General features: G+C 71.0%; 13 protein-coding genes and 1 pseudogene. 7 read left to right on the top strand and 7 right to left on the bottom strand.

Features of this window, described 5'->3' with window-relative positions; all coding sequences use genetic code 11:
- Positions 1-32 precede the first annotated feature (32 nt).
- The 4 genes and pseudogenes from ACGFU6_RS19825 to ACGFU6_RS19810 all read right to left on the bottom strand — a co-directional run bounded on the left by ACGFU6_RS19825 (position 33) and on the right by ACGFU6_RS19810 (position 3993).
- A pseudogene (locus ACGFU6_RS19825) lies at positions 33-1283 on the bottom strand (ABC transporter permease).
- Positions 1280-2008 (bottom strand): ABC transporter ATP-binding protein, encoded by a 729-nt coding sequence (locus ACGFU6_RS19820; protein ID WP_393612397.1) that lies wholly within the window; start codon positions 2006-2008, stop codon positions 1280-1282. The pseudogene ACGFU6_RS19825 and the gene ACGFU6_RS19820 overlap by 4 nt, the downstream one beginning before the upstream one ends.
- Entirely contained in the window at positions 2005-3459 is a 1455-nt protein-coding gene (locus ACGFU6_RS19815) for a peptidoglycan-binding protein (RefSeq protein WP_393612396.1), read from the bottom strand. Before ACGFU6_RS19815 ends, ACGFU6_RS19820 begins: the two co-directional genes overlap by 4 nt.
- A 24-nt stretch (positions 3460-3483) precedes the next feature.
- Positions 3484-3993 (bottom strand): hypothetical protein, encoded by a 510-nt coding sequence (locus tag ACGFU6_RS19810; RefSeq protein ID WP_393612395.1) that lies wholly within the window; start codon positions 3991-3993, stop codon positions 3484-3486.
- Positions 3994-4263: 270 nt separating this feature from the next.
- On the opposite strand from ACGFU6_RS19810, the gene ACGFU6_RS19805 reads away from it, so the two are divergent.
- The 6 genes from ACGFU6_RS19805 to ACGFU6_RS19780 all read left to right on the top strand — a co-directional run bounded on the left by ACGFU6_RS19805 (position 4264) and on the right by ACGFU6_RS19780 (position 8874).
- Positions 4264-4689: a peptidase inhibitor family I36 protein gene (locus tag ACGFU6_RS19805; protein WP_393612394.1), complete on the top strand. Its 426-nt coding sequence runs from the start codon at positions 4264-4266 to the stop codon at positions 4687-4689.
- A 112-nt stretch (positions 4690-4801) separates the two neighbouring features.
- Positions 4802-5770 carry a hypothetical protein gene (locus ACGFU6_RS19800; protein ID WP_393612393.1) on the top strand — a complete coding sequence of 323 codons (969 nt, stop codon included), beginning with the start codon at positions 4802-4804 and terminating at the stop codon, positions 5768-5770.
- A gap of 115 nt (positions 5771-5885) precedes the next feature.
- Positions 5886-6314: a helix-turn-helix transcriptional regulator gene (locus ACGFU6_RS19795; RefSeq protein WP_393612648.1), complete on the top strand. Its 429-nt coding sequence runs from the start codon at positions 5886-5888 to the stop codon at positions 6312-6314.
- Between the two features lie 115 nt (positions 6315-6429).
- Positions 6430-6939 carry a SigE family RNA polymerase sigma factor gene (locus tag ACGFU6_RS19790; protein ID WP_393612392.1) on the top strand — a complete coding sequence of 170 codons (510 nt, stop codon included), beginning with the start codon at positions 6430-6432 and terminating at the stop codon, positions 6937-6939.
- A gap of 11 nt (positions 6940-6950) precedes the next feature.
- Positions 6951-7949 (top strand): hypothetical protein, encoded by a 999-nt coding sequence (locus ACGFU6_RS19785; protein ID WP_393612390.1) that lies wholly within the window; start codon positions 6951-6953, stop codon positions 7947-7949.
- Between the two features lie 85 nt (positions 7950-8034).
- Positions 8035-8874: a DUF3152 domain-containing protein gene (locus ACGFU6_RS19780; RefSeq protein WP_393612389.1), complete on the top strand. Its 840-nt coding sequence runs from the start codon at positions 8035-8037 to the stop codon at positions 8872-8874.
- Positions 8875-8905: 31 nt separating this feature from the next.
- On the opposite strand, the gene ACGFU6_RS19775 is transcribed toward ACGFU6_RS19780, so the two are convergent.
- Entirely contained in the window at positions 8906-10333 is a 1428-nt protein-coding gene (locus ACGFU6_RS19775; RefSeq protein ID WP_393612387.1) for an ATP-binding protein, read from the bottom strand.
- 307 nt (positions 10334-10640) lie between these two features.
- Between ACGFU6_RS19775 and ACGFU6_RS19770 the strand changes: the two genes are divergently transcribed.
- The gene (locus ACGFU6_RS19770; protein WP_393612646.1) at positions 10641-11243 is read left to right on the top strand and encodes a DUF3152 domain-containing protein; all 603 of its coding nucleotides are present in this window, start codon (positions 10641-10643) and stop codon (positions 11241-11243) included.
- 23 nt (positions 11244-11266) lie between these two features.
- Here the strand turns inward: ACGFU6_RS19770 and ACGFU6_RS19765 are convergent, their stop codons facing one another.
- Positions 11267-11917, bottom strand: a complete 651-nt coding sequence (locus tag ACGFU6_RS19765; RefSeq protein WP_393612385.1) for a hypothetical protein — start codon at positions 11915-11917, stop codon at positions 11267-11269.
- A 7-nt stretch (positions 11918-11924) separates the two neighbouring features.
- Positions 11925-13124 (bottom strand): cyclic dehypoxanthinyl futalosine synthase, encoded by a 1200-nt coding sequence (gene mqnC, locus ACGFU6_RS19760; RefSeq protein WP_123524277.1) that lies wholly within the window; start codon positions 13122-13124, stop codon positions 11925-11927.
- Between the last annotated feature and the right edge of the window lie 35 nt (positions 13125-13159).

Below are 13159 nucleotides of genomic sequence, written 5' to 3'. Positions count from 1 at the left end.
GGGCCCGCCGTCCGGTGACCGGGCGCCGGCGGTCAGCGGCGCAGCGCCTCGGCGGGCTGCACGCGCGATGCCCGCCACGCCGGATAGAGCCCGGCCAGCACTCCGGTGACCAGGCCGATCACGGGGGCCGCCGCCGCGGTGGCCGGGTGCACGACCGGGGTCTAGTCACGGGCCACCGCCACCCCGACCACCGTGACCACACCCAGGGAGGTCCCGACGAGGCCGCCCAGCGCCCCCAGGGCCCCGGACTCGGCGAGGAACTGGAGGGTGATGTGCCTGGCCCGCGCGCCGAGAGCGCGCCGCAGACCGATCTCGCCGGTGCGTTCCAGGACCGACACCAGGGTGGTGTTGGCGATCCCGACCGCGCCGATGACCAGGCAGATGCCCGCCAGCAGCAGGAACAGCTGGTTCAGGTCGTCGCCGACCGAGGAGCGGAGCATCCGGGGATCGGGCGGCGGCAGGGCCTTGAGGTATTCGGGATGGTCGGGCCGCAGCGCGGTCGGGGCCAGCCTGGCGACCTGCCGGGCGGCGCCCAGATCCGTCGAGACGAGCATCGTCGCGCTGCCGCCCTCGGGCGGGCCCCAGATCTTCTCCGCCGTGGTGCGCGGCACGACCACGGACAGCAACAGGTCGGCCTTGCGTTCGGTGTTGTCGATGATCCCGGTGACGGTGAACGGCTGGTCCCCGACGAAGACGGCGGGCCGGGTCTCCAGCGTGGTGATCCCGAGCCGGGACGCGACGCCCGACCCGATGACCGCGACGTACGCCCCGTCCTGGGACATGAGGTCGTCGTAGATCCGGCCCTGGGAGAGCGTGGGTTCGGCCGCCTCCAGCACACCGGGGGAAGCGGCCACCACCTGTGTCCTCCCGCCGTCCGGGGCACCGCCCACCGGGGCGGAGCGCACGGTGACGTCGTCGGCCAGCCGCACCGGCCAGTACACCCCGGCGCTGCGGACCCCGTTCAGCCCTTCCACCCGTGCGTCGGCGTCCGGCGGAAAGGCGGGCGCCGCGAACTCGTTCTGCTCCGAGGCCTTGTCCTGGACCGAGACCTCCGTGGCGCTCAGCGAGTTGAAGCGGGCATCGATCTGCGAGGACGCCGTGGCGGTCAGCCCGAGGACGGCCACGAACGTGCCCACGCCCAGGACCGTACCGAGCGCCGTCAGGGCGGAGCGGGCCGGGCGCTGGAGCATGCCGGCGAGCGACTCGCCCAGCAGGTCGCCGAAGGAGAACACCGAGGGCTCCACCGAACGGTTCCGGCGCGTCCACGGTCCGCCGCGGATCACCGGTCCGCCCCCTCGCGTCCACGGTCCGCCGGGGCTCGCCGCTCCGCCCCCTCGCGTTCACGCAGCACCCCGTCGCGGATCGTGACCGTACGGGCGCCCCGGCCCGCCACCTCCGGATCGTGCGTGATCACCAGCACCGTCATGCCGTCGGCGTGCAGCTCCGCGAGCAGGCCGAGCACCGACTGCGCGTTGGCCGTGTCGAGGTTGCCGGTCGGCTCGTCGCAGAGCAGCAGTGAGGGCCTGGCCACCAGCACCCGCGCGATCGCCACCCGCTGCCGCTCCCCGCCGGACAGCCGGGTGGGCAGGGACTCGATACGGTGCCGGAGCCCGACCCGTACCAGCGCCTCCCTCGCCCGCCGCCGGCGCTCCTTGCGGGTCACGCCGCTGTAGACCATCGCCAGTGTGACGTTCTCCAGGGCGCTGCGGTGCGGCAGCAGATGGAAGGACTGGAAGACGAAGCCGATCCGGCGGCCCCGCAGTGCGGTGCGGTCGCCGTCCTTCATCGCCCCGGTGTCCAGACCGTCCAGGAGATACGTCCCCGAGGTCGGGGCATCCAGCAGTCCGGCGATGTTGAGGAAGGTCGACTTGCCCGACCCGGACGGGCCGACGACGGTCACGAACTCGCCCCGCTCGATCACCAGATCGCAGGGCCGGAACGCGGCGACCGGCGGCGATCCGGGGTAGGTCAGGGCGACGTGGCGGAACTCGATGACGGGCGCGCTCACTTACGTACCCCGGTGATCACCCTGTCGCCCGCGCCCAGGGCGCCCTTCACCACGGGTACGACCGCGACGAAGCCGTCGCCCGACGTGCCGGGACGCACCTCGACGCGTTCGCGGCCGCCGGATCCGGCGAGCACGGTCACCACCGTCCTGCCGTCCGCACCCGCGGTGATCGCGGTGACCGCAACCACCAGGGCCTTGCCGCCGGTGGAGGCCGCTTCGATCGTCAAACGGACGTCCTGGCCCGCGAGTCGGGCGTCGAGCGCCTTGTCCGGGGTGATCTGCACCAGGAAGCCGACGGGGCCGGCCGCCGGGGCTCCGCCGCTGTCCGTCCCGGACGTGGCGGAGCCCGGGGCCGGTGCGGTCTGCGTGTCGGCGACGCGGGTGACCTCGGCTCGCGCCGATACCCCGGTGGCCTCCGAGTAGACCTCCACGTGCTGGCCGGCGCGCAGCAGCCCCTTCTGGTACTCGGGGACGTACGCCCGCACGACGAGCCGGCCCGAGGACAGCGTCATCGCCGTCCCGGACACCTTGGCGCCCACGACGCCCTGCACCGCGTCCACCCGGGCCGGAAAGCCCTCCAGGAACACCGCCTCGCCGGCGGGCAGCATCGGGCCCGACTTCGCCTGCACCTCGGCGTAGGCGGCGCGCGTGTCGGCCAGATCCTCCTCGGCGCGTCGCACCGCCTTGTGCGGGTCACCGGGCACGTTCTCGTTCTTCGCGGCGGGGCCGGAGTCCTTGGCCGCGTCCCTGGCGTCCTCCAGTGCGCGCTCGGCCGACCGCACCGCCTGACCGGCCGGCCCGACCCCCTCGGCGGCGTCGTCCTGGGCGGGCAGCGGGTCGTAGCCGATGGACGCGTAGAAGGAGGCGAGCGCCGTCTTGGTGCCCGCGCCGAAGGTGCCGTCCGCGTCGGGTGCGGTGGGGTGCCCGAGTTCCCGCAGCGCCTTCTGGAGCTGCCCGACGTCATCGCCCTCGCTGCCGGGTCGCAGGTCCCGGTAGACGGGCAGTTTCCCGCGCAGTACGAACACGGGGCGGCCGGAGACCTCCATCAGGACCCGGCCGCTGCTCAGCACGTCCTGGGCCCTGACCGGCAACTTGGTGATCACCGCGCCCGCGGCCCCCTTGTCGCCGCCCGACACCTGCGGGGAGACGCTCACGGTCTGCCCCGCCCTCACCTGCCCCCGCGTGATCACCGAGGACACCAGGACCCGGCGCTCGACCGCCGCGGTCAGCACGTCCTCCTTCGGGGCGCGGGCCTCCGCCGCCGCCTGGGCCGGTGACTTGATGACCATCGACGCACCGACCCCGGCGACCCCGAGCAGCACGGCGGCGAGCGCTACGGCGACCACCCAGCGACGGCGCCGGGCCGGTCCGCTGTCGCGCTCGTCGCCGCCCCCGCCGCCCAGGTGGCTGCTCTCGTCGTTCCGATCGCTCTCGCCGGGTTCGCCGTTCATCGACACCGCCTCCCTCCGGACAGGTCAGCCGCCGGCCACGGAGTCGCCCTCGGCCCGGGGATCACACGCCCGGTTCGCCTTGCGGTAGTCGGGGTTCGTCTTCATCGCGTGGGCCAGCTCGTTGCTGAGCGGCGCGTCCCCGCCCGGACCGGGGTCCGGATAGTCCTTGACCCCGTGTTCCCTCAGGCACGCGCTGAGCTTCTTCGCCCGGGCCATGTCCTCCTCGGCCACGGGATCTGCCGTCGGTGAGGGTTGCAGACGGACACACTTCTTCTCCGCCGCCAGGATGGCCGCGTTGTTGTCCTTGCCCTTGCGGACCCGCAACACGCCGTCCTCGGTGGTGTCCAACGGGATCCCCTGGTCCTCCAGGCACCGGTAGTACGCCGTGCCGTCCGCCCCCTGGGCGGGCTTCGACGACGGCTTGGCCTGCGGCTTCGACTGTCCGGGGTCGGTCGAATCCGAGCATCCGGCAGTCACGAGGCAGAGCAGCACCAGCGCCGCGGCAGCTCTGAAGACAGCGGGAACGGGGCGCATAAAAGGACTCCCGGGAGAGGAACAGCCGTGTGGGGAGACAGTCACCGCGCATGATGCGGCAGCTGCTCACCACGCATTCAACAGCCGTTTTCTCCGGGCCACTTAGCGACCGGTGACGGAGTCTCGGATGTCCAAAGTACAGAGCCCGTCCACAGACAACAACTGTCCTTGAGGGCAGTACCCATTTCCATGCACGCCGCATTGAATTGCTGGCGCTCACGACGCGTCAGCCCCACGCGCGGGACTCACAGCACACGAAGGAGAGACCGAATGACTCGTTCAACCGCTATGCGACGTCTGACCGGTATCACCCTGGCCGCGACAGCGGTCACCGGGCTGATTCTCAACTCCGCCGGAACGGCAGCCGCTGCCGGCCACAAGAACGGAAACGTGGACAGCGGAGAGTTCGGGCTCTACTACAACTCGAACTACGCCGGCTGTGTCTTCGACCTTCTCTACTCGGACGAAAGGTTCTCCGACGACCGCTTCATCTCGTCGACGAGCTCCCAGACCTGCCCCGGCCAGAACCAGACCACCGATGACAACACCGCGTCGTACTGGAACCGCGACGTCACGGCCTGGGATGTGTACACGAACCCCCTCCGAGGCGGGATCCACGGCTCCCTGCCGCTCGACTACTACGGCAACGCCTCCGCCACGTTCAAGAACGAGATCTCGTCGGCGTACTACTTCTGACCGGTCCCGAGACGGACACCGCCCGCTGAGAGGCGCCGCTGTTCTGCCCGTAAGCGCCGGGCAGAACAGCGGCTGCCACATCGTACGACCAGGTCACCCGCGAAGGATCCGCATGCACCCGCTCTCCGGCCGCCGCCACCTCCACCGTTCGGTCGGTGTGCTCTGCGCCGCCGTCGTTCTCGCCGCCTGCTCCTCGTCCTCCGACCGGGGGCGGACCGACGAGAAGTCGGAACCCGGGATCTCGGCCGCGCCCACGATGCTCAGTACCGTGGGGGCGCGGTTCCCCCTGGACGCCTACGACGCCACCCAGGAGGAGAGCGCCGCGCTCCAGCAGGGCCAGGGCGTCCTCATCTCCCGGTGCATGGAACGCTTCGGATTCCGCTACAGCCTCCCATCCCGGCCCGCCGCCACCGCCGGCAGGACGAACGCGCGGATCTTCGGAGTGGTGGACGCGAACGAGGCGGCCCGGTACGGGTACAGCACCCCGGAGGACACCCAGCCACCCGGGCGGACCTCGCAGAGCCTGACCGCGTCCGAGGAGATCGCGCTGCACGGCGCCCCCGACCTGAAGCCCGGCGACATGCCGATGAGCCAGGCGGAGGCGGAGAAGAAGGGCGGCGGCAAGCAGCGGATCAACGGCAAGGCGGTGCCGGTGGGCGGCTGCGGCCGTGAGGCCTTCCTGAAGCTGTACGCCCCCGAGCCGAACGCCGTGGACGCGATGTACGTGTTCAACCTCAAGTCCCAGGCGGAGTCCCGGGCGCGCGAGGACTCCCGTACCAGGAAGGTCAACAAGAGCTGGTCCGGCTGCATGGCGCGGAAGGGGCACACCGTGTCCGATCCGATGAACGCCACCACGGAACTCGGCCTCTCCGACGACGCCCTCACGTCCCCCGCCGCCATCACAGCCGCCAAGGCCGATGTCGCCTGCAAAAAGGAGGTGGGCCTGGTCGGCGTGTACTTCGCGGTCCAGTCCGCTTACCAGCAGCGGCAGATCGACAAGAATGCCGAGACGCTCGACCTGGCAAAGAAGCAGCTCAAGGATCGGCTGAAACTCGCCGCTTCTCTCATTGCCGCACCCTGAACAATCAGCCCGAACCTCCCTTTCTGGCCGACCACATCGTGATCCGCAGCCGGAATTCTCCCTCCCCCGTGCTACATTCCTGCCGCTCTTGAACCAGCACCCTGGGGGGGGAATCATGACGGTTCAATGCCTTGTCTGTGCTGACCCGGTCTTCGGTGAACCGAACGGGCTCTCGTCGGCGGCTCGTCCCGTACCACCGCCCCACCGACGGCTCACCGCCACGGAAGAGCAGATTTTCGCCGCATTGCACAGCGCTCCGTCGAATGAGGAGATCGCGGCCTGTCTGCACATATCCCCTCGAACGGTGAAGTTCCACCTCGGCAATATCCGGGCGAAACTCGACGGGATATCGAGGCTTCGGCTCTGCCTGCTGTCCGCGCTGCACCACAGGGGCCTGAGGTCCCTGTGCCAATCCTGCGCGCCGGTGTTCCCTCGGCCTGCGGCCGCCTCCGTGGCCGGCGCGATTCCCGGAGTGCCGGGACGTCCGGAAGGAGTCGCGCCGCTCGCGGACGCCGAGCCGCCGCGCGAACCCGCCGCTTCCTGACCGGGCAGGACAGGACAGGAAGCGGACACGGATTTGGATTCGGCTTCAACCTTTCCGGCCCGTGAGCTCTCAGTAACAGGAGGAGAGACCACCGACGGACCGTGAAGGGGGCCGGATGAGCGCGGAGACCGGCCGGGACGCCGACAGCTTCGAGGAGTTCGCGCGGGCGAGCCAGCGCCGGCTGTACCGCACCGCCTACCTGCTGTGCGGCGACGCCGAGGCGGCCCGTGACCTGACCCAGACGACGCTGGCCAAGCTCTTCCAGCACTGGCACCGGGTGAGTGCCGCCCACCATCCGGACGCCTACGCCAGGACCGTGCTGACCCGCACCTACATCGCCGAGCGCCGACGCCGGCTGCGCGACTTCCGTGCTCATACGCCGATCGCGGCGCACGCGCCCGCGATCGGCCCCGAGCTGACGGTCACGCTGCTGGCAGCCCTGGCCGAACTGCCGCCCCGCGCAAGGGCGATGGTCGTGCTGCGCTACTGGGAGGACCTGAGCGTCGAGACGGTCTCCGATCTGCTGCGGTGCAGCCCGTCCACCGTGAAGAGCCAGTGCTCCCGCGCACTCGCCACGCTGCGTACGCGGCTGGGCGACGCACACCTCTACACCACCCGAAGCTGAGGAGAACCGTCGTGGACACGTCTTCTGACCGCTTTCCCGGCGACCGGGCACCGGACGAGGGGGCAGCGGAGGCCGACTTCCTGCTGATCAGGGCCGCCATGGAACAGGCGACGGACGACGCACCCGCCCTGCCCGACCTGGTGCCCGGCGCCCTGGTCCAGGGCCAACGGCGCCGCAACCGGGCCCGCGTGACCATCGGGGCGGCGGTGACGGGTGTGGTGGCGCTCGGTGCGCTCGGCGCGGTGCTGCCGCTGTGGAGCGGGGACGGTGGCACTCAGCCCGCCCGGGGGTGGTCCGCCGCCTCGCAGCGTACGAGCATCTCACCGTCGCCGTCCCCGTCCTCGACTCCGACGAACGTGCCGTCACCGGTGCCGTCGGACGTGCCGTCGGGGGCGTCATCGGCCCCGCAACCCCCCTTCGCCACGGACGCTCCGGGGCCGTCCACCGTGCACGTCGAGCCGTCCCCCGGCCAGTCCTCGATGGCCGACCTGCCGACCGCCGAACGCATCCGGCAGGAGAAGTTCCAGCTGCATGCCGCCCTGCTGTTCGGGGAGTTGCTGCCTCGGCAGGCCGGTCCGGTCCATCCGGTGGACCTCGCCGTCAGCCGGTACCAGGCCGGGAGTGGCGGCAACGTCTTTCCCATCGTCTTCTCGGTACGCCCCGAGAGCGATCGGAGTGTCGCTCCGCAGGAAGCGCCGTGCCGCGACTACCCGGAAACGAAGCTGCGCTGCCGGCAGGCGACGCTTCCCGGCGGGATCGAGGCCCATGCCGTGACCTCGGTCGCCGACCTGAACGGGGCTCCGGTCTCCACGGGCACCGTCGTCCGGTTCACCTACGGCACCAGCACCGTCGCCCTCTCGGTCGACGGAGACGAGGACACGACGAGGCCGTCCCCCGTCACCGCTGATCAACTGCTCGCCGTAGCGGGGAACTCCAGGTTCCTGGAGCTCGTGGAGTACGCGGCGGCACACCCCATGGAATCGAAGGAGTACGCGGATCGTGTCGGCTGAGGTACGGAGACAGCAGGGACAGCGACATGGCGGGGGGTCCCGGCGGCGCTCGCGACGGGAGCGCCGCCGCCGCAGCCGAATACGGTTGCTGCTCGCGGTCCTCGTGCCGACTGCGGTGGTCTGCGTCGCGGTCGTGGCCGCACCGCTGTGGACCGACGGGGACGACCTGTCGGCCGCGGCGGCCACGTCCGAGTCGGCCGGTCCCGCCAAGGACCCGGACGCCTCGGCCTCCGCGTCCCCTCGCGGCTCGAAGACCGGGGCGGGCACGAAGCCGAAGGCGAGTACCAAGCCCAAGGCGAGCCACAAGCCCGGCCCGAAGACGAAGCCCGGTTCCGGCTCCGGCTCCAAGACCGGCGGCCGGCCCGTCATCCCCGCGTCCGGCCCCGGCACCTTCACCGTCGCGCGGGCGGGCGCGACGTCGGGCGGCGGCAACGCCTACCGGGTCGAGGTGGAGGACGGCTCCGGCGTCGACCCGGACGCGGCCGCCACCCAGATCGCCGGCTTCCTGGCCGCGCCGCGCGGCTGGGCGCACGGCGGCGAGCACACGTTCCACCAGGTCACGGAGGGCCCTGCGGGGCTGGTCGTCCGCATCGCCACGGCGGCCACGACCGACCGGATCTGCGGGAGCAGCGGCCTCAACACCCACGGCGAGGTCAACTGCCGTGTCGGCGTGAACGTCATGGTCAACCTCAAGCGCTGGCAGACCGGTTCACCCGAGTTCGACGGCCCCCTGGCCGACTACCGCGCCCTCATCATCAACCACGAGGTCGGCCACTGGCTCGGCCACGGCCACGAGACCTGCCCCGGCGCAGGCCGCCCAGCGCCCGCCATGATGCAGCAGATCTACGGCCTCAAGGGATGCGTCGCCAACGCCTGGCCCTACGACACCAACGGCCGCTACCTGAGCGGACCCTCCGTACCCTGAGACCCCCGCGAGCGTCGCCCACGACCACTGGTCACGCTTTGCGCCAGGCGCCCAGCAGTTCCGTGGGCCCGTACGCCGCCTGGAGCCCGAGCCCGGAACAGGCGGTCCCGTTGCGCGAGACCGCCACGAGCGGTACCGGCTCGTCGGTGAGCGCGGCCCGGTGCTTCTGGAGCGCGGCCAGGTCGTGGCTGTCGAACGCGGAGTTCTCCAGCCACTTGACCGAACCGAGGAAGAGCAACTCCTTGGCCACCGGCTGCCGGTCGGCGCCGACCAGGTCGATTTCGACATCGTTGCTCCGGGTCCAGTAGCCGCCGATCGCCGGAGCGGCGGGCAGGAGCCCGTCAGGCAGAAGGCGGGCGAGGGATTCCCGGACGAGGGGCTCGATCGCACGCCCCCGCCAGCTCGTCCACCTCTCCTTGATCCGCCGCAGCGTGAGATCCCCCCGCATCCGTTCGATCTCCGCCATGTGCGGATCAAGGAACGCGAGCCAGAACCGTAGGTAGGGATCGGCCACGCGGTAGCGGCGTTCCTTCGACGGTCTCAGCGAGAGGGGCAGCTCGGCTGCCACCACCCGCTTCTCGGTCAGGACGTCGGCGGCTCGCGTGAGGGTGGTGTGGGCGATACCGCCCGCCGCGCGAGCGATGTTGGTGAAGGTTCTCTCGCCGCTTCCGATGGCCCGCAGGACCTCCCGGCTCATCGCCTGCGGCGGAAACTCCGCGGCGAGCGATCGCTCGGCGGAGACCAGCAGCGCCGAGAGCGGGTTGTCGAGCGAGTCGCGGAGGAACTCCCGGACATCCGCTCCGGGCCGCCACTCCGCGCAGATCAGCGGAAGGCCGCCGGTGATCAGAGCCGCGTCGAAAGCGGCTGCCGGCTCAAGCCCGAGCATCTCGCCGATGTCGGCCGGGTTCAGCGGCCCCACGACCATTTCCCGGCCACGCTGGTGGAAGGGGCGGTCGTAGCTGTTCAGCGCCTCCATCATCGACAGGTCGGAGCCGACCAGGAGGAGGAGTACGGGTTTGCGACTGAGCAGACGGTCCCAGGCTCGCTGAAGCGTGCCCTCGAAGGCGTCGATGCGGTCCATCAGGTACGGGACCTCGTCCATGACGACCACGCTCGGGCTGTCGTCGGGAAGGATCTCCGCGAGCAGCCTGAATGCCGCGTTCCATTGCGCCGGCGTCTCCTCGGAGAACAGCGCCCGCTCCGGCAGGGTGGATCTGGCGACGGTGTCGAGCAACTCCGTCAGCTCGTCCTCCGCTCTGCCCCCCGCCGCGGTGAAGAACAGGTGCGGCACCTCGGTGCGTCGGAGGAATTCCTCGACGAGACTGGACTTGCCGACTCGTCTCCGCCCGCGCATCAGGACGCACTGTCCGGGCTTCGCCGAGCCGACGGCGTCGTGGACCGACCGCAGGGCTTTGCCGAGCACGTTCAGCTCGTGGTCCCGTCCGATGAAGCGCCTCACACAAGCCTCCCGCGAACAATAGTATCGACAGCGATACTATCTCTGATGTTACCATCTCTTCATTCGGGTGCGACGCTCATGACGCTGCTCCTCGGTGGTCCTGGCACGCTTTCCGAGCGAGTGGACTGAACCAATCCGAGCCCGCAGCAGTCATTACAGGGGGAAGCACGAACACCGGAGTACTCCGGAGCACTGGGGAGGGGCGCGGATGTCCGGATCGGACGTGCGTCGGCAGGGGCAGCGAAGACGTGGCCGGAACCGGCTGTTCGTCATGGCCGTCGTACCGGTCGTCCTGGTGGCGGCCACCGTGGCGGGGCTCCGGTGGAAGAACGAGCGCGCGAACGGTACCGGCGGCTCGGGCTCCGCCGCCTCGTTCACCGTCGCCCGCGCGGCCGCGTCGGCCACCGGCAGGGGTCACGCGTACCGGGTCGAGGTGGAGGACGGCTCCGGCCTGGACCCCGACAAGGCGGCCGCCGAGGTCGCCCGCATCCTGGCCGCGCCCCGGGGCTGGTCGCACCACGGCGAGAACACCTTCCGCCAGGTGGCCGAGGGGCCGGCGGGGCTGGTCGTACGCATCGCCTCGCCCCGGACCACGGACCGGATCTGCGGAAAGAGCGGCCTCGACACGCACGGCGAGGTCAACTGCCGTGTCGGCGTGGACGTCATGGTCAACCTCAAGCGCTGGCAGACCGGTTCACCCGAGTTCGACGGCCCCCTGGCCGACTACCGCGCCCTCATCATCAACCACGAGGTCGGCCACTGGCTCGGCCACGGCCACGAGACCTGCCCCGGCGCAGGCCGCCCAGCGCCCGCCATGATGCAGCAGATCTACGGCCTCAAGGGATGCGTCGCCAACGCCTGGCCCTACGACACCAACGGCCGCTACCTGGGCGGACCCTCCGTACCCTGAGGCTCCTGAGGAAACCGCGCCGCTCAGCGCCGCCGGTACACCAGCCGCCCGGCGAGGACGGTGACCACGCAGGACGCCGCCCCCACCGCGACGAGCGCGGTCTCGTCGGGCACGTCGAAGACCGCGAAATCGGCGCGGGCGCCGGTGACGAGCGGGATGTGCACGGAGCCCGGCAGGTCACGGCCCCCGGCGAGCGGATCGAGGTCCCGGACCTCACTGTCGGGAACCCCGGCGGCGGGCGGCACCTCGACCAGGCCGGAACGGGACACGGCGGTACGCACGGCCGGGTCGCGGAACGGGCCGGTGAGGTGCGTCGTCCCGTACCGCAGCATCTGCTGGAGGCCCCGCCGCACGCTGCCGGACCACCGGGTCGCGTCCAGCTCGCCCGCGAGCCGCGCGAACGCCTCGCCGGAGAGCGGTTCGGTCCCGAGCGCGTCCGCCTCGCGCGGGTCGGGGTGGTAGCAGCGGGTCAGCAGCCACTCGGCGTGCCGCTGCCGCAGGCCCGGAGCGATGACGCCCGGCCACTGACGCACCCGCGCGGACGGGTACGCGGCGGCGACCTCGTCGTACGGGCCGAGGGCGGTGATCCGGTCCCCGTCCACGGCCACCGCGCCCCGCTCGACGGCGGCCGCGCCGACCGGCAGGACCAGCGGCGCGGCGTGAACGGTCAGCACGGCGTCGTCAGTTGGCGCTGAGGAGCTTCAGCTCCGGGTGAGCCGTGCCGCCGGCGATCGCGGTGGACGAGATGTGCGAGACGACGCGCTCGTCGACCGGGTCGTTCGCCGGGTCGTCGTGGACGACGAGGTGCTCGTAGGTGGTGGCGCGCTGGGCCGGGACCCGGTCCGCCTTGCGGATCAGGTCGATGATCTCCAGGCGGTTGGAGCGGTGCTTGGCACCGGCGGAGGAGACGACGTTCTCCTCCAGCATGATCGAGCCGAGGTCGTCCGCGCCGTAGTGCAGCGACAGCTGGCCGACCTCCTTGCCGGTGGTGAGCCAGGAGCCCTGGATGTGGGCGACGTTGTCCAGGAACAGCCGGGCGATGGCGATGATCCGCAGGTACTCGAAGAGCGTGGCCTGCGTCTGGCCCTTCAGCTTGTTGTTCTCCGGCTGGTAGGTGTACGGGATGAAGGCGCGGAAGCCGCCCGTGCGGTCCTGCACGTCCCGGATCATGCTCAGGTGCTCGATGCGCTCGGCGTTGGTCTCGCCGGTGCCCATCAGCATGGTGGAGGTCGACTCGACGCCCAGGCCGTGCGCGATCTCCATGATCTCCAGCCAGCGCTCGCCGGACTCCTTGAGCGGGGCGATCGCGGTACGCGGACGGGCCGGCAGCAGCTCGGCGCCGGCACCCGCGAAGGAGTCGAGGCCGGCGGCGTGGATACGGCTGATGGCCTCCTCGGCGGAGACCTTGGAGATCCGGGCCATGTGCTCGATCTCGGAGGCGCCGAGCGAGTGGATGACCAGCTGCGGGAACGCCTTCTTGATCGCGGAGAAGTGCTCCTCGTAGTACTCCACGCCGTAGTCCGGGTGGTGCCCGCCCTGGAACATGATCTGCGTTCCGCCGAGCTCGACGGTCTCCGCGCAGCGGCGCAGGATGTCGTCGAGGTCGCGGGACCAGCCCTTGGCCGTGTCCTTGGGCGCCGCGTAGAACGCGCAGAACTTGCACGCCGTCACGCACACGTTCGTGTAGTTGATGTTGCGCTCGATGATGTACGTCGCGATGTGCTCCGTACCGGCGTAACGGCGTCGGCGTACGGCGTCGGCGGCCGCGCCCAGCGCGTGCAGCGGAGCGGAGCGGTAGAGGTCGAGTGCCTCCGCCGGAGTGATCCGACCGCCTTCGGCGGCTCGGTCGAGGATGGGCTGGAGGTCGGCCTTCTCGGTCACCGGGCTGTCACCTTTCGGCGGTTTTTCAACGGATC

It is taken from the genome of Streptomyces sp. NPDC048462 (assembly GCF_043200175.1).
Classification (GTDB): Bacteria; Actinomycetota; Actinomycetes; order Streptomycetales; family Streptomycetaceae; genus Streptomyces.
Note: the sequence above shows the minus strand (reverse complement) of the source record. Positions and strands in the feature narration are given on the sequence as shown.